We start from the raw sequence: 16,144 nt of genomic DNA, 5'->3' as shown, positions 1-16,144 counted from the left end.
TTGCTGCGGCTCGATTCTGACGCCGCAGCATGTCCAGTACTCACACTCGGGCGTTGTACGCGGCCTCTTAAGCCTGCCTCGCATGCAGGTCTCGCATACGGGCAACACGCCTGAACTTCACATATTGCGGCGGTACTGCCCGCCCACTTCAAACAACGCGTGCGTGATTTGCCCGAGTGAGCAGACACGCACGACGTCCATCAGCACCGCGAACACGTTGTCATCGTCGATCACCGCGCGCTTCAAGCGCTCAAGCGCCGCGGGCGCTGCGTCACGGTGCTGCGCCTGAACATCGCGTAGACGCTTCAACTGACTCTGCTTCTCTTCGTCGGTGGAGCGGGCCAGCGCGATCGGCTGCGGCGCTTCATGCGGATGCGTGCTCAAAAACGTGTTCACGCCGACGATCGGATACGAGCCGTCGTGCTTGCGATGCTCGTACAGCATCGACTCGTCCTGAATGCGCCCGCGCTGATAGCCGGTTTCCATCGCGCCCAGCACACCACCGCGCTCGGTGAGTCGATCGAATTCCGCCAGCACCGCCTCCTCCACCAGATCGGTCAGCTCCTCGATCACGAAGCTGCCCTGATTCGGATTCTGATTCTTCGCGAGACCCCATTCACGGTTGATGATCAACTGGATTGCCACCGCACGGCGTACCGAATCCTCGGTGGGCGTGGTGATCGCTTCGTCGAATGCATTGGTGTGCAGCGAATTGCAGTTGTCGTAGATCGCGATCAGCGCTTGCAGCGTGGTGCGGATATCGTTGAAGTCGATCTCCTGCGCATGCAGGCTGCGGCCCGAGGTTTGCACGTGGTACTTGAGTTTCTGGCTGCGTTCGTTCGCGCCGTAGCGTTCGCGCATGGCGATGGCCCAGATGCGTCGCGCGACACGGCCGAGCACCGTGTACTCCGGGTCCATGCCGTTCGAAAAGAAGAACGACAGATTCGGCGCGAAGTCGTCGATCGACATGCCGCGCGCGAGATAGGCTTCGACATACGTCAAGCCGTTCGCAAGCGTGTAGGCCAGCTGCGAGATCGGATTCGCGCCCGCCTCGGCGATGTGATAGCCGGAGATCGACACCGAATAAAAATTACGCACGCCGTGATCGACAAAGTACGCCTGAATATCACCCATGACTTTCAGGCTGAACTCGGTCGAGAAGATGCACGTGTTCTGGCCTTGGTCTTCCTTCAGGATGTCGGCTTGTACCGTGCCGCGCACGTTCTCCAGCGCGGTGCGGCGAGCAGCGGCGAGTTCGTCTTCCGTGAGCGGATGGTCTTGTTGCTGCGCCATGCGCGCGATCTGCTGATCGATCGCGACGTTGAAGAACATCGCGAGAATCGTCGGCGCCGGGCCGTTAATCGTCATCGATACCGACGTCTCAGGCGCGCACAGATCGAAGCCGTCGTAGAGCGTTTTCATGTCCTCGAGCGTGGCGACGGAGACGCCCGAGTTGCCCACTTTGCCGTAGATGTCGGGCCGCTCGTGCGGCTCTTCGCCGTACAGCGTGACCGAATCGAACGCCGTCGAAAGACGTTTGGCCGGCATGCCCTCGGAGAGCAGTTTGAAACGACGGTTGGTGCGGAACGGGTCGCCTTCGCCGGCGAACATCCGTGTCGGATCTTCGTTTTCGCGGCGGAATGGAAACACGCCGGCCGTGAACGGAAAGTAGCCGGGGAGATTGTCGAGCATCAACCAACGCAGGATTTCGCCATGGTCAACGAACTTCGGCAGCGCGACTTTGCGGATCTCGGAACCGGATAGTGTCGTCACGGTGAGTGCGGTATGAATTTCGCGGTCGCGAATACGGACGATGTGTTCGTCGCCGGAATAGGCGGCAACGGTTTGCGGCCACGCTTCGAGCAGCTTGCGTTCGCGTTCGCCGAGGGCGGCGGTGCGTTGGGCGATGAGTGTGTCGAGTTGGGTGAGGAGGTGAGTCGCTGTAGCTGCACTTGGAATCGCTGCGGCGTTCGCGGTCGGACCTCCCGTGCCTGTGCCTGTGCCTGTGCCTGTGCCTGTGCCTGTGCCTGTGCCTGTGCCTGTGCCTGTGCCTGTGCCTGTGCCCGCATCAGCTTCGCCGAGCATCCGGCGCGCTTCGGTGAGTTGCCAGCGCTCACGCGCCACGCGTGCTTGCGCGTCGGCACGCTCGCGGTACGTGTGAACGGTCTGCGCGACATCCGCCAGATAGCGCACGCGCGCAGGCGGCACGATGGCGTTGCGGCCGCTCGAAAAACGCAGGTGGTCGAGCACCGGCAGACGGCCTCCGCCTGAACGCAAGCCGTGCGTGCGCAGCGCCTCGGCAACGTGCTGATACAGCGCGGTCACGCCGTCGTCGTTAAAGCGCGAGGCGATCGTGCCGAACACCGGCATCGCGCCGGGCGCCTTCGCGAAGTCGCCGCGATTGCGCTGCACCTGCTTGGCGACATCGCGCAATGCATCCTGCGCGCCCTTGCGATCGAACTTGTTGATCGCGACGAAGCTGGCGAAGTCGAGCATGTCGATCTTCTCCAACTGGCTGGCCGCGCCGAATTCCGGCGTCATCACGTAAAGCGATTCGTCGACGAACGGCACGATCGCCGCATTGCCCTGCCCGATCCCGGACGTCTCGACGATGATCAGATCGAAGCCCGCCGCCTTGCATAGCGTAAGCACGTCAGACAACGAGTCGGTGATTTCACTCGACGCTTCTCGCGTCGCCATCGAACGCATGTAAACGCGCGCGCCGCCGCCCCAATTGCCGATTGCGTTCATGCGGATGCGGTCGCCGAGCAGCGCGCCGCCGGATTTGCGGCGCGACGGATCGATAGCCAGTACGGCGATGGTGAGGGCGTCGCCATAGTCGAGGCGAAAGCGGCGGATCAGTTCGTCGGTGAGTGAGGATTTGCCGGCGCCGCCGGTGCCGGTGATGCCAAGCACGGGGGTCCCAGCCGCTTCAGCGAGGGCAGATAATATTTCCTGCTCTGCTGATTTGACGCGGCCCGCTTCGTATGCGCTGATCAGTTGCGCAAGGCGGCGGAAAGTGAAGCCCGCAGGGTCTGGCTGTTCGGCGGTACTGGCGGTACGGGGGGAGCTGACTGTGTCGGTAGTACTGACGGTGTCCGCGATCTGGCGGACGTAGAGGTTCTCGCCTGCCCGGCGCGCCGTGCCGGAAAGATAGTGCGCGTTGACGTGATCGTCGGCACGCGTCTCGACGTGCGACGCTGCGCGCGGCTCGAAACGCGGCAGCCCACACGCAGACAAATCGGCCACCCACTCGCCGATCGGACTCTCCCGTGCGCCAGCAGCGGCACGCGCGACTTCAACGCAGCGCGCAATCATGTCGTCGATCATGCCTTGCAGGCCGAGCCGCTGACCGTCATGCGGCGAATAGATCTTCTCGACGCCGTACCGTTCGAGTTCGGCAATTTCGTCGGGGACGATCACGCCCCCGCCGCCGCCGAACACCTTGATGCGCTCGCCGCCCCGCGCACGCAGCAGATCGACGAGATAACGGAAGTATTCGTTGTGGCCGCCCTGGTAGCTGGACACGGCGACGCCGTCGGCGTCTTCGTGCAAGGCAGCGGTGGCGACTTCATCGACCGAGCGGTTGTGGCCGAGGTGGATCACCTCAACGCCGCTCGCTTGCAGGATGCGCCGCATGATGTTGATCGACGCGTCGTGGCCGTCGAACAAGGCAGCAGCAGTGACGAAACGCAGACGCCTGCCCGCGGGTAGCTTGTGGCCACCGGCGCGCTGCGGCGTGGACAGATCGGTCATGTCTCCCCCAGATCGTTACGCGTATGGGTGCTGGCAACCAGTATAGCTAAATGGGGCCTGGCGCCTATCGCACCGCCAGCGCCTTGATCTGTTCGAGCGAAGGCCAAAGCGATTCGTTCGCAAACCGCTCGGCCAGGAAGTCGACAAACGAGCGCACCTTGGCCGACAGATGCCGACGGCTCGCGTAGACCACATGGATCGGTAACTCGCGCGGCGGCACATCGTCCACCAGCAGCGGCACAAGGCGCCCCGCGGCCAGATCGTCGCCGATCACCTCGGTGCCGAGCATTGCGATACCCGCGCCTTGCAGCACGATCACGCGCTGCGCCTCAAGGTGGTTGACGATCAGATTGCCGGTGAGGCGCACGCGCGGCGTACCGTTGCCGGTCGCGGTCGCGATTTCCAGAGGCGCTACGCCCGCGTATTGCAGATAGTTATGGCGCGCCAGATCGGCGACGGTCTTCGGCGTGCCGTGCCGGCGCAGATAGGCCGGCGACGCGCACAGCACCAGATGGGCAGTCGCAATCTGCCGCGCGATCAGCGAAGACGACTTCAGCCCGCTCGGCGAAGCCCGGATCGCGACGTCGAAGCCTTCATCGATCAGTTCGACCACGCGGTCCGAGAGGGTCATGTCGACGGTGACCTGTGGATACTGCGCGGCGTAGTCGGCCACGGCGGCCATCACGTGGCTCAAACCGAACGCCGACAGCGACGACACCCGCAAGCGCCCTTGCGGCACGACGCTCGCCGCACCGACCACCTGCTCGGCTTCTTCGAGTTCGGTGAGCACCTGGCTCAAACGCTCGTAGTATTCGCGGCCCGCCTCGGTCGGCGCGACACGCCGCGTGGTGCGGTTCAGCAAACGCGCGCCGAGCTGCTGTTCGAGGTGCATGACGTGCTTGCTCGCCATCGCCGCCGACATCTCCATGCGTTCGGCCGCGCCGACGAAGCTGCCGACCTCGACCACATGGCGGAACACTTTCATGCTGACGAGGGTATCCATCTCAATCGCTCGCTTCAGGAATCAATCGACGTCATTTTGCCGGGTTTATCAAAAATTGGGCGGCAAATCAGGTAGGAACGCGCGCCAGAAGCGACAAAGCCCACCTTCCGGAGAAGGTGGGCTTTGCAGGTGTTGCCGGGTGCGGCAGGGTTGGCGTCACGCGACACCTGCTCGCAGGTGTCGCTCGCCTTGACCCCAGACGCTTAGAACTTCGCGCGCAGACCGACGCCGTAAGTGTCGCCGCTCGACTGGCTGCTGATCTTGTCGTACATATACGCGGCGTAGATATCCGTGCGCTTGGACAGCGGATAGTCGTAGCCGATCGAAGCCGTCTGACGGGTCTGGTTGAGGCCGCCACCATCGCGCGAATAGGCGTACGACGCCATCACCGAGCCCGGGCCGGCCGGTACCGTCACGCCGCCCTGCCCCGTATTCACGTGCCAGCTCGAAATGGTTTGCTGGTTATACGTGTACATGTACTGGCCATAGAACTTCACGAATTTCATGTCGTACGAGACGCCGGCTTGCGCCACGCTCTGGCTCTTCAGGCCCGGAACGCCCGACGTATCGAAGCTACCGAGGTCGCCCGGCACGCTGTTGAAGTTCACGTACTGGTACACCGCGGTCGCCGCGAACGGGCCGTGGAAGTACAGCACCTGGCCGCTCCACTTCTTCGCGCCGTTCTCACCCGCCGTGTTGCCGAGGGCATACATCGCTTGCGCGGTCAGGCCATTGAAGTTCGGCGATGAGTACGACACCGCGTTGCTCCAGCCCGAGTCGCCGGTCACGCCCATATCGGTCGAGTAAGTCGGGAACGTGCCGAGGCCGAGATAGGTATGCCATACCATCGGCGAGAACTGGTACGAGTCGACGAACGGGTTGAACAGAATCGTCGACACGAACAGCGGCGTGGTCAAACGGCCTGCCGTTACCGTGCCGTAGGGCGATTCGATACCGACGTAGGCGTTACGCGAGAACATCGTGTCGCCCGTGAAGCGGCCATACTGGCCGTTCTGCGCGAGGAAGAAGCCTTCAATCGTGAAGATCGCCTTGTAGCCGTTGCCCAGATCCTCAGCCCCCTTCATGCCCCAGTACGACGTCGACATGCCGCCGCCGGACACCTCAGCCGCCGACTTGCCGTCCGGGAATTTCTGCGCGCCGACCCATTCGTCGACCTGACCGTAGAGTTGCACGCTCGATTGCGCAAAAGCAGACGATGCACTGGCCAGCAGGGCGGCACACGCGGTTGCCTTGAGGGTGGTCTTCAGCGCACTGCTGATGCTTGTTTTCATGGGTTCTCCTGTCTTTGTCAAAAGGGGTGTGGCTGTTCGAAAGGGGGAGCTCGCGAACCGTTGTTGTTGTCTGTGCGATCAGCGAGTCAATCTGGGCAGGATCATCTTTGCGGACCATTTTGATGGACAAAAATATCGTGGCTTATTGCGGGTATAGCGGTCTGATTAGTTTTGTCGCATATCGGCGCTGATAAAGCCCTGGCCGCGCCGTCATCGCCGCATCACCGCGGACCTCGTGGTTCGGCGCAAAGCGTTACTGACATTGCACCCGACTGGGTGATAACGGCTCAGATGACAGGCGGATGACGCGCTGCGGCAGGTGCGACCAAATTTGACGACGGGAGGGGGTTTGCTGCCGAGTGTTTTCAAAAAAGTGTGGCGTCAAAACGTCACATTGACGCGGGCTCTTTGAACGGCAGTGACGCGGAATACCGCAGCAAACCGGTTTGAAAGCCGGAAAGGCGCATTCTGCGAAGCGTGGGAGGGAAATCTGGCGAGACGAGGGGTGAGACGAGGACCGCGTATTTAGTTACGGTACGGCACTTCCTGCTGACGCGAATCGTCAGGCTGGCGCTGCATTGCACGGGAGGAGCCGCGCTCTTCGTTATAGCGGGCGACGTCGGCGCGAATCGAGCCGGTGCGAACCGGCGCGTTGGGCGGCGGCCGCGGCACCGCGCGCGATTCCGCGCTGACAGGGGTGATAGCGCCGGCGTACTGCATGCCACTGCGGCCGTTGTCAGGATACCCGGCCGGTCCGGCGACACGATGCATGCCCGGGTTGTAGCCGCCAAAGCCGTTAACGTAATTGCCGGCGGCGAAGTTCGCGCCGCCATGCGGCACGCGCGCGTAGTTGTTGGCCACGTTGTTACGGGCCGGCCTGACATTGGCGCCGCCAAAGTAATGGCCGCCGTTGCGCGCATCACCTCGCATTGCGTGGCCCGCGGCGGCACGCGAATACCCGCCGCCGCCGTGCGGCATGTCCGGCACTTTTGCGTAGGCGAACGAGCACAGCGCAGCGATAACCGCGCCCAACGCCCAGTGCTTCGTTCTCGACAACCCGTCCACCAAGTGACTCACACGCCCGAAGACTTGCCTGAAGCCCACCGTTCGAGCTGCGATGGACTTGTACTGGGACCGGCACGAGCGCTGCGTATCTGCCGCGGCGCGGGGCATCCCGATGGCCTCTGAGCAGTAATTTATGGGCGCCGGCAAAGGGTGTCGAGCCAAAAAGTGTTAGGCCTCGACCGCTGTTGTAACACCTTGTTACTGCGACGTTTTTCCGCGACAGAGCCCTTGCGCGAAAGCCCCGTAACGGCTTGATTAAACGGCTATATCGAGATTCGCCGAACGCGCCACCGTATGACGAATCCCAGCCGGATTATTCGCCGGATTGTCAAAACGGCAGTAGACCAAACAGATCCCGTCGCCAATACTGGAACTGGCCTCAGGCATTGCCCGAAGGTTGCCGACACAACGACTTGATGCGCAAAGTTCATTAATCGATTCGGCAAATGAATTTGCATATTTAATCAGTTTTCAACAACAATAGCCGTTTTCCATAGCCTGAGGCGGTGCATTCGCGCGCGCCCTCTGCTTTCCGCGTCACCGAATCGAGATTCCGCCATGGCTCGCCCGAAACTGCTTCCCGACAACTTCACCTTGTGCCTCGTGGGCACCGTGATCTTTGCCAGCTTCCTGCCAGTTCACGGGCAGGCCGCCGTCGGGTTCAACTGGGTGACGAACGTCGCGGTCGGCCTGCTGTTTTTCCTGCACGGCGCCAAACTCTCACGCGAAGCGATCGTTGCGGGCGCGACGCACTGGCGTTTGCATCTGGTCGTGCTGCTCAGCACGTTCGCGCTGTTTCCGCTGCTCGGCCTCGCGCTTAAGCCGCTCCTTTCGCCACTTGTCACGCCGGCGCTCTATGCGGGGGTCCTCTTCCTCTGCACGCTGCCGTCGACGGTTCAATCGTCTATCGCGTTCACGTCCATTGCCAAAGGCAACGTGCCGGCCGCGGTGTGCAGCGCGTCGGCCTCGAGCCTGCTGGGTATCTTCATCACCCCCGCACTCGTCAGCCTCGTCGTCACCAATCAGGCTGCGAGCGGCGGCGCTTCGCCATGGCATACGGTGGGCAACATCGTTCTGCAACTGCTGGTGCCGTTCGTGGCCGGGCAATTGCTGCGCCCACTGATCGGCAAGTGGATCGAGCGCAACCGCGGTGTGCTGAAGTTCGTCGACCAGGGCTCGATCCTGCTGGTGGTGTACGGCGCGTTCAGCGAGGCCGTCAACGAGGGCCTGTGGCACCAGATCCCGCTGTCCGCACTCGGCGGCCTGCTGTTGATCAGCGTTGTGCTGCTCGCGCTCGCGCTGGCCGTGACGATGTTCGTCAGCAAGCGGCTCGGTTTTAGCCGCGCCGATCAGATCACGATCATCTTCTGCGGCTCGAAGAAAAGCCTCGCGGCCGGCGTGCCGATGGCCAAGGTGATTTTCGCCTCGCATGCGGTGGGTGCCGTGGTCTTGCCTCTGATGCTGTTCCACCAGATCCAGTTGATGGTGTGCGCCGCGCTCGCGCAACGCTGGGGGGCTCGCGACACCAGCGGCGAAACCCACGCGGCCGCGCGCGAGCGGCCCGCCGCCGCTGTCGCGCGCCGGTGAATACGCGCGCAATGCAAACAGGACATTCATAAGCGCCCTCCCTGAGCGTCATTTGAAGAAAGCCGCCTCGTGCGGCTTTTTTGTTATTTCACGCTCAAACGCCGCCGCTGTCGCCTCAGCCGGATGGCATAGGCAAACTCCTGGCCGTGGCAGAACCCGCCAGCAGCACACCCCAAGGCCGCGACGCACCATCGCAGTGCAACGTTTCACTAAAAGTTCACTTAATTCCAGACAGGATGGGTCGATAAGCCGAAGGTCGATCGCTCCGCCTAACTGCCATGCAACCTCGTTCGCCCTCCCGATCCGCTACGCCGCGCATCGATGAGTTGATCGCCCGGCGTGAGTTGTCCGCCGTATTCCAGCCGATCATCGATTTCGACGACGGCGCGATCCTCGGCTACGAAGGTTTGATCCGCGGCCCGGCGGGCACCTCGCTCGAAGCGCCGTTCGCCTTGTTCTCGCAGGCGCTCGCCGAAGGCTGCACGCTTGATCTCGAGCAAGCCGCCGCGCGCACCTGCATCGACGCGTTCGCGAGGCTCGATTTCGACGGCAAGCTGTTTCTCAATTTCAGCGCGGGCGCGATCCGTCAGTTGGCCGAAGCACGCGACGACACGCTCGCGCTGCTGCGTCATCGCGGTGTGGATCCGCAACGGATCGTGATCGAGCTGACCGAGCAAAGCACGATTCCGGATGTCGCCAGCTTTCTGCCGGTGATTTCGGCGCTGCGCACAGTCGGCGCGCAATTCGCGCTGGACGACTACGGCACCGCGAACGCCAGCATGAATCTTTGGGTGCGCCTGCAACCGGACGTCGTGAAGATCGACCGATTCTTCATCCACGGCATCTCCAGCGATTCGCTCAAGTTCGAAGCCGTGCGTGCGATGCAGCACTTCGCCAACGCAAGCGGTGCGCGGCTGGTGGCCGAAGGCATCGAGGACGAAGCCGATCTGATCGTGGTGCGCGACATGGGGATCGGCTGCGGGCAGGGCTATTTCTTCGGCCGGCCGCATGCGCAGCCGGCCCGCCGCGTCACCGACGACGCCCATGACGCCCTGCGCGCGGGCCACATTGCGGTGTTCCCGGAGACCACACGCACGGTGAGCAGCGCGTCGCCGTCGGGCGGCACGGCGTCGGCGAAGATGATGGTGCACGCGCCCGCTCTGCCACGCCACGCGACCAACAACGACGTATTCGAACTGTTCAACCGTCTGCCCGATCTGCATGCGGTGGCGGTGGTCGAGCACGACGAACCGGTTGCGCTCATCAACCGTCGCGGCTTCATGGACCGCTACGCGCTGCCGTATCACCGCGAGCTGTTCGGCAAGCGTCCATGCTTGCAGTTTGCGAACGCATCGCCGGTGATCATCGAGCAATCGATGACCGTCGAGCAGATGGCCAAGCTGCTCGCAAGCGACGACCAGCGTTATCTCGCCGACGGCTTCGTCATCACCGACAACGACGGCAAATACGCCGGTCTCGGCACGGGCGAGAATCTGGTGCGCGCGGTGACCGAGGTGCGCATCGAAGCCGCGCGCTACGCGAACCCGCTGACCTTCCTGCCGGGCAACATCCCGATCAGTTCGCACATCGCCCGCCTGCTCGGCAACGACGCCGGCTTCTACGCGAGCTACGTCGATCTGAATCACTTCAAGCCCTTCAACGATCAGTACGGCTACTGGCAGGGCGACGAAGTGCTGAAATTCGCGGCCGCCGTGCTCGCGGACGTCTGCGACCCGACCCGCGATTTCCTCGGCCACGTCGGCGGTGACGACTTCCTGATCCTGTTCCAGAGCGAGGACTGGCAGGACCGCGTCCTGCGCGCGATCCATCTGTTCAACGAAGGCGCGCAGCGTTTCTACGCGCCCGCCGACCGGCTGGCCGGCGGCATCCATGGTGAAGACCGGCGCGGCAACCCGACCTTCTTCGGCTTCGTGACGATGGCGATCGGCTGCGTGCGCGTCGAGTCGGACGGCGGCCCGTCGTTTTACAGCAGCGAGGAAATCGCGTCCGTCGCGGCGCTGGCGAAGCGGCGCGCGAAGCACGAGACGAGCGGCTTCGTGCTGATCGATGCGGATGAGAGCGTAGCGCTGTTACGTGGACAGGCCGACGTGGTGGCGATGCCTTTCGACTGAGCGAGCGAGCGTGACGACACCAATATCAAGCTTGTTTAGCAATTTTTACTAAACAACAAAAATCAGGCCAGCGCCACTGTCTACGGGTATCTCCGGGTATGGATCGCGCGATAGCGAAGCGGCTTTAGCCAAGTTTTACTATACAATCGCCCGAACCCAAACACCGTGCGGCCCGCCCTCTTGCGGCCGCTTCATTCGATGGCCACAACCATCCGCGACGTCGCCCGCGCGGCCAGCGTGTCGATCGGCACCGTCTCACGCGCCTTGAAGAATCAGCCCGGCCTGTCCGAGGCCACCCGCGAACGCGTGGTCGAAGCGGCGCGGCAGCTCGGCTATGACGCCGCCCAACTGCGCCCGCGCATCCGCCGCCTCACCTTTCTGTTGCACCGCCAGCACAACAACTTCGCCGTCAGCCCGTTCTTTTCGCACGTGCTGCATGGCGTGGAAGACGCGTGCCGCGAACGCGGCATCGTCCCTTCCGTGCTGACCGCCGGTCCGACCGAAGACGTGATCCAGCAGATGCGCCTGCATGCGCCGGACGCGGTGGCGATCGCCGGCTTCGTCGAGCCCGAAACGCTGACCACGCTGGTCGCGATGCAACGCCCGCTCGTGCTGATCGACCTGTGGGCGCCGGGCCTGCGCTCGGTGAATCTCGACAACGCCGCGGGCGCCACGCTCGCCATGCGCCATCTGTTCGCGCAGCAGCGCAAGCGCGTCGCGTTCATCGGCGGCTCGCTCGCGCACTTCAGCATCGCCCAGCGCGCGCTCGGTTACCGGCGCGCGTTTTTCGAAGCGGGATTGTTGTTCGACCCCTCGCTGGAAGTCACGATCGACGCCGGCCTCGATCCCGACAGCGGCGCCGCGCGCGCGATGCACAAGTTGCTCGACGCGCCCGGCCCGCGGCCCGACGCCGTATTCGCGTACAACGACGCCGCCGCGCTCGCCGCGCTGCGCGCGTGCCTCGCGCGCGGCATCCGCGTGCCCGAGGACATCGCGATCATCGGCTTCGACGACATTCCCGCCGCCGCGCATGCCACGCCGCCCCTATCGACCATTTCAGTCGACAAGGAAGCGCTCGGCCGGCGCGGTGTCGAGCTGCTGCTTGAAGACGCCCCCGCCGAACTCGAAGTCCGCTTGCCCGTCCATCTCATTGCCCGTGCCAGTACTTTGGTAAAAACGCCATGACGCAATCCGATCCGCTTCACCCCGCCAACGGCGCCGCTGCCGCGCCGCCCGTCGACAGCTTCCGCAAGCGCGACTTTCTGCTCGCTCATGTGCAGGACACGCTGCGCTTTTACGCGCCGAACGTGCTCGATCCGAGCGGCGGCTTCTTCCATTTCTTCCGCGACGACGGCTCGGTCTACGACAAGACCACGCGGCATCTGGTGAGCACGTGCCGCTACATCTTCAACTACGCGATGGCGTATCGCCAGTTCGGCGACCCGCAGCATCTCGAGTACACGCGCCACGGTTTGCGCTTCCTGCGCGAAACGCATTGGGACGCTGAGCAGCAAGGCTACGACTGGGAGCTCGAATGGCGTGACGGCAAGAAACACACGCTCGACGCCACGCGCCACTGCTACGGCCTCGCGTTCGTCCTGCTCGCGTATTCGCATGCGGCGATGGCCGGCATCGAGGAAGCGAAGCCGATGATCGGCACGACCTTCGAGTTGATGGAACACCGCTTCTGGGACGCCGCCGCCGGCCTCTATGCCGACGAAGCAACGCCCGACTGGCGCGTCAGTTCGTACCGCGGCCAGAACGCGAACATGCACACCACCGAGGCCCTGCTCACCGCGCACGAAGCGACCGGACACCTGGTCTATCTGGATCGTGCGGAACGGGTAGCGTCGAACATCACGCTGCGGCAGGCGAAGCTGTCGCAAGGACTCGTGTGGGAGCACTTTCACGCGGACTGGTCGGTCGACTGGCATTACAACGAGGAAGACAGCTCGAACATCTTCCGCCCGTGGGGTTTCCAGCCGGGGCATCAGACCGAGTGGGCCAAGCTGCTGCTGATTCTGGAGCGCTATCGTCCGTTGCCGTGGTTGCTGCCGCGCGCTATCGAGCTATTCGACGCCGCGATGACGCACGCCTGGGACGAAGACCACGGCGGCCTCTATTACGGCTTCGGGCCGGACGGCACCGTGTGCGACCACGACAAGTATTTCTGGGTTCAGGCGGAGACGTTCGCGACCGCGGCGCTGCTCGGCAAGCGCACCGGCAACGAACGCTTCTGGGACTGGTACGACGAGATCTGGCGCTACAGCTGGGCGCATTTCGTCGATCACAAGTATGGCGCGTGGTACCGCATCCTCACGTGCGACAACCGTAAATACAGCGACGAAAAGAGCCCTGCCGGCAAGACCGACTATCACACGATGGGCGCGTGCTATGAGGTGCTGGCGCACGCACTGCCTGACGGCGTGGCCACTGCGTCCGAATCCGCGGAGTAAGCAAAATGAGCGCTAACACCGAATTCCCCTTCTTCGTTTCAGCCGGCGACATCCTCACCGACCTCGTGCGAACCGGCGCCTCCCAATGGCTCTCGCGTCCTGGCGGCGCCGGCTGGAACGTCGCGCGCTGCGTGGCGCGGCTCGGTTTGCCGACGGCCTGTGCCGGGTCGCTGGGCGTCGACAACTTCTCCGACGAACTGTGGAACGCAAGCGTTGCCGCTGGGCTCGACATGCGCTTCATGCAGCGCGTGGAGCGCCCGCCCCTGCTGGCGATCGTCCATCAGACGCATCCGCCTGCGTACTTTTTCATGGGTGAGAACGGCGCCGATCTGGCGTTCGATCCGGCGCGCCTGCCAGCTGGCTGGATCGAGCAGGTGAAGTGGGCGCACTTTGGCTGCATCAGCCTGGTGCGTCAGCCGCTTGGGGCTACGCTTGCCGCGTTGGCGGCCGAGTTGCGCGCGCGCGGCGTGAAGATCAGTTTCGATCCGAACTACCGGAACCTGATGGAGCAGGGGTACGAGCCCACGTTGCGGAAGATGGCCGCGCTAGCCGATCTGATCAAGGTGTCAGACGAGGATTTGCGCATGCTGTTCAAGACGGACGATGAGGCCGGCGCGCTTGCACAGTTGCGCGCCATGAATCCTGCCGCCACCGTGCTGGTGACACGCGGGCCGGAGACGTCCATGTTGATCGACGGCGCCATGGTTGTGGAGGCTCGGCCGCCTCGGGTCGAAGTGGTCGATACGGTTGGCGCGGGGGATGCTTCTATCGGTGGTTTGCTGTTCAGTTTGATGACCGCGCCTCAGCGAACGTGGCCGGAACACCTCGCCTTTTCGTTGGCCGCCGGCGCCGCGGCTTGCCGCCATGCTGGTGCGCATGCACCTTCTTTGGACGAAGTTGTCGCGCTGCTGTAGTTTTTTTGCCTTGTGCGGCGCGTATTGTTGTAGACATCGGTTGCCCACATCGGTCCTTGCCATCGGGCGCCGCGCAGGCGAACAGCCGAATCTCAATCATCGTGCTAGGATGAAAAATCCAACCCTTTGGAACAAGGAGCGTCGCCATGGATGACATCACCTACACCAAAGGCATCTATACGGCCACCGCGTCGGTAAGAGAAGTACAAAGCGACACGTGGCAGGGCTTGGTCACCCTTTCCCGCGACGAAGGCGAAGCATCCGAAGACCAGGAAACCACGGTCTACGAAGTCGAATCCTCCTCGTCCACGCCCGAGGAAGCCCTCGAGGAAGCCAAGGCCCTCGCCCATCGCATCCTTGGGGAAATCGAACTCTAGGCAACCCGGCGCCGCGCCCAGCGCACCGCGCCACTTCTGAATCAACCGGCTGGAGGCGACCATGGCTGAACAGCTCTTCCTCTACGGCGTGTACTCGATTCACGTCCGTCCGCTCGAACTCAACGGTGCACGCTGGGACGCGGAATACGAAATCCGGCATCGCGAGAAAGCCGTCAAGCCGTGGACCACCGTCGGCGGCGACAACGGCTACGCGGATGAAGCCGAAGCTATCGCCGCAGCGCACCAGCAAGGCGTCGACGACATCGAACACGGCGCCGGCATTCCGAAGCCGCGGGCCTTTCCGTAGCCCTACGGCGGGCGCATTGATGGAGGCGTGGGCGTCAAGCGAGCGGAATCGGCGCATCTCCTGCACACTCGCCCAAAGTACCGCAGGCGGGTGTTGGAAGCGCCACCTCGGCGCCCGTGCAACACGCCGTTTGCGCCACCTCGACGTCTGTGCAACCCGCCGTTGAGGCACGCTCTCCAACGTCCCTTCAGCGCGCCGACAATCCCCCTCCGCGCGCTAACCGGCGTGCTACGCTTTACGCGTTCTTCCTCTCTACGGGCACGCGATGGCGACCGAATCACCAGACCATCTTTCCAGCATCGGCGACGACGAAACGCGTACGCAAAAACGTCGCACGCGCGGCAGCCGGGAATTGCGCCTGGATGATCGCGTCGTTATCGCGCACGGCATGCCGACGCCGCTCTGGCAGGATCTCTATCACCGCGCACTCATGGTCCGCTGGCCGACTTTTTTCGTCTCGCTCGGGGTCTTGTTCCTGCTGCTCAACACCGTGTTTGCCGCGCTCTACATGCTCGGCAACGCACCGATCGCCAATCAGTTTCCGCCAGGCTTCGGCGGCGCGTTTTTCTTCAGCGTCGAAACGCTCGCGACGGTCGGCTATGGCGACATGCACCCGCAAACGGTCTACGCCCACTGGATCGCGACACTGGAGATCTTTGTCGGCATGTCCAGCATCGCGTTGGCGACCGGGCTGATCTTCGCGCGCTTCTCACGCCCGCACGCCAAGATCATGTTCGCCCGCTACGCGGTCGTGCGGCCGCTCGAGGGCCGCATGACGTTGATGGTGCGCGCCGCCAACGCACGTCAGAACGTGATCGCCGAAGCGCGTGCGAAGCTGCGCATCATGCGGCTGGAGACCACCGTCGAAGGTTTTACGCTGCGCAAGCTCTACGATCTGACGCTGGTGCGCGACCAGCATCCCGTGTTCAAGCTAGGCTGGGTCCTGATGCACGTCATCGACGAAAGCAGCCCGCTGTTCGGCGAAACCGCCGAAACGCTCAAGGGCCGCGACATGTCGCTGCTGCTCACGCTCGAGGGGGTCGACGAATCGACCTCGCAAACCATGCAGGCGCGCTACACGTGGCCCTGCGAGCAGATCCGCTGGCAACACCGGTTCGTCGACATCATGCGCGAGGAAAACGGCGTGAGTCACATCGATTACTCGCATTTCAACGAGGTCGTGCCGCTCGACTCGGCGCCGGTCGCCGCGTCCGCGGCGAAAGCGCCCGCGCCGTAGAGCGCGCGGGCGGTGCCC

12 protein-coding genes are annotated in these 16,144 nt (G+C 63.5%); 8 read left to right on the top strand and 4 right to left on the bottom strand.

Translation table 11 applies throughout. From position 1 onward, the window contains the following. Positions 1-117: 117 nt before the first annotated feature. From GNZ12_RS38550 to GNZ12_RS38535, 4 genes are all read right to left on the bottom strand, one after another. Entirely contained in the window at positions 118-3,756 is a 3,639-nt protein-coding gene (locus GNZ12_RS38550) for a methylmalonyl-CoA mutase family protein (RefSeq protein WP_172309553.1), read from the bottom strand. Positions 3,757-3,820: 64 nt separating this feature from the next. Next, a complete protein-coding gene (locus GNZ12_RS38545) occupies positions 3,821-4,759 on the bottom strand; it encodes a LysR family transcriptional regulator (protein WP_172309554.1) in 939 nt (312 codons plus the stop codon). A 203-nt stretch (positions 4,760-4,962) separates the two neighbouring features. Then, entirely contained in the window at positions 4,963-6,051 is a 1,089-nt protein-coding gene (locus GNZ12_RS38540; protein WP_172309555.1) for a porin, read from the bottom strand. Between the two features lie 525 nt (positions 6,052-6,576). Beyond that, positions 6,577-7,116, bottom strand: coding sequence for a hypothetical protein (locus GNZ12_RS38535; RefSeq protein WP_328805960.1), 540 nt, complete (start codon positions 7,114-7,116; stop codon positions 6,577-6,579). A 558-nt stretch (positions 7,117-7,674) separates the two neighbouring features. On the opposite strand from GNZ12_RS38535, the gene GNZ12_RS38530 reads away from it, so the two are divergent. The 8 genes from GNZ12_RS38530 (at position 7,675) to GNZ12_RS38495 (ending at position 16,126) form a co-directional block, all read left to right on the top strand. Then, positions 7,675-8,703 carry a bile acid:sodium symporter family protein gene (locus tag GNZ12_RS38530; RefSeq protein WP_172309557.1) on the top strand — a complete coding sequence of 343 codons (1,029 nt, stop codon included), beginning with the start codon at positions 7,675-7,677 and terminating at the stop codon, positions 8,701-8,703. 278 nt (positions 8,704-8,981) lie between these two features. Beyond that, the gene (locus GNZ12_RS38525) at positions 8,982-10,835 is read left to right on the top strand and encodes an EAL domain-containing protein (protein WP_172309558.1); all 1,854 of its coding nucleotides are present in this window, start codon (positions 8,982-8,984) and stop codon (positions 10,833-10,835) included. Positions 10,836-11,033: 198 nt separating this feature from the next. Next, on the top strand, positions 11,034-12,020 hold the full coding sequence (locus tag GNZ12_RS38520) for a LacI family DNA-binding transcriptional regulator (RefSeq protein ID WP_172309559.1): 987 nt from the start codon (positions 11,034-11,036) through the stop codon (positions 12,018-12,020). After that, positions 12,017-13,291 carry an AGE family epimerase/isomerase gene (locus tag GNZ12_RS38515; protein ID WP_172309560.1) on the top strand — a complete coding sequence of 425 codons (1,275 nt, stop codon included), beginning with the start codon at positions 12,017-12,019 and terminating at the stop codon, positions 13,289-13,291. The genes GNZ12_RS38520 and GNZ12_RS38515 overlap by 4 nt, the downstream gene beginning before the upstream one ends. 5 nt (positions 13,292-13,296) lie before the next feature. After that, positions 13,297-14,205: a carbohydrate kinase family protein gene (locus GNZ12_RS38510; protein WP_172309561.1), complete on the top strand. Its 909-nt coding sequence runs from the start codon at positions 13,297-13,299 to the stop codon at positions 14,203-14,205. 146 nt (positions 14,206-14,351) lie between these two features. Next, positions 14,352-14,582 (top strand): hypothetical protein, encoded by a 231-nt coding sequence (locus GNZ12_RS38505; RefSeq protein ID WP_172309562.1) that lies wholly within the window; start codon positions 14,352-14,354, stop codon positions 14,580-14,582. A 61-nt stretch (positions 14,583-14,643) separates the two neighbouring features. Further along, a complete protein-coding gene (locus GNZ12_RS38500) occupies positions 14,644-14,889 on the top strand; it encodes a hypothetical protein (protein ID WP_074285658.1) in 246 nt (81 codons plus the stop codon). A 265-nt stretch (positions 14,890-15,154) separates the two neighbouring features. Further along, positions 15,155-16,126, top strand: a complete 972-nt coding sequence (locus tag GNZ12_RS38495) for an ion channel (protein ID WP_172309563.1) — start codon at positions 15,155-15,157, stop codon at positions 16,124-16,126. Positions 16,127-16,144: the final 18 nt, after the last annotated feature.

Origin of the sequence: Paraburkholderia solitsugae (assembly GCF_013177695.1) — a bacterium.
Taxonomy (GTDB): Bacteria; Pseudomonadota; Gammaproteobacteria; order Burkholderiales; family Burkholderiaceae; genus Paraburkholderia; species Paraburkholderia solitsugae.
This window is presented reverse-complemented; position numbering and strand designations above follow the sequence as displayed.

Bases quoted from the DNA above. Each gene is read 5' to 3' on its own strand.
- GNZ12_RS38550 (WP_172309553.1), bottom strand. From the start codon at position 3,756: ATGACCGATCTGTCCACGCCGCAGCGCGCCGGTGGCCACAAGCTACCC.
- GNZ12_RS38545 (WP_172309554.1), bottom strand. From the start codon at position 4,759: ATGGATACCCTCGTCAGCATGAAAGTGTTCCGCCATGTGGTCGAGGTC.
- GNZ12_RS38540 (WP_172309555.1), bottom strand. From the start codon at position 6,051: ATGAAAACAAGCATCAGCAGTGCGCTGAAGACCACCCTCAAGGCAACC.
- GNZ12_RS38530 (WP_172309557.1), top strand. From the start codon at position 7,675: ATGGCTCGCCCGAAACTGCTTCCCGACAACTTCACCTTGTGCCTCGTG.
- GNZ12_RS38525 (WP_172309558.1), top strand. From the start codon at position 8,982: ATGCAACCTCGTTCGCCCTCCCGATCCGCTACGCCGCGCATCGATGAG.
- GNZ12_RS38520 (WP_172309559.1), top strand. From the start codon at position 11,034: ATGGCCACAACCATCCGCGACGTCGCCCGCGCGGCCAGCGTGTCGATC.
- GNZ12_RS38515 (WP_172309560.1), top strand. From the start codon at position 12,017: ATGACGCAATCCGATCCGCTTCACCCCGCCAACGGCGCCGCTGCCGCG.
- GNZ12_RS38510 (WP_172309561.1), top strand. From the start codon at position 13,297: ATGAGCGCTAACACCGAATTCCCCTTCTTCGTTTCAGCCGGCGACATC.
- GNZ12_RS38505 (WP_172309562.1), top strand. From the start codon at position 14,352: ATGGATGACATCACCTACACCAAAGGCATCTATACGGCCACCGCGTCG.
- GNZ12_RS38500 (WP_074285658.1), top strand. From the start codon at position 14,644: ATGGCTGAACAGCTCTTCCTCTACGGCGTGTACTCGATTCACGTCCGT.
- GNZ12_RS38495 (WP_172309563.1), top strand. From the start codon at position 15,155: ATGGCGACCGAATCACCAGACCATCTTTCCAGCATCGGCGACGACGAA.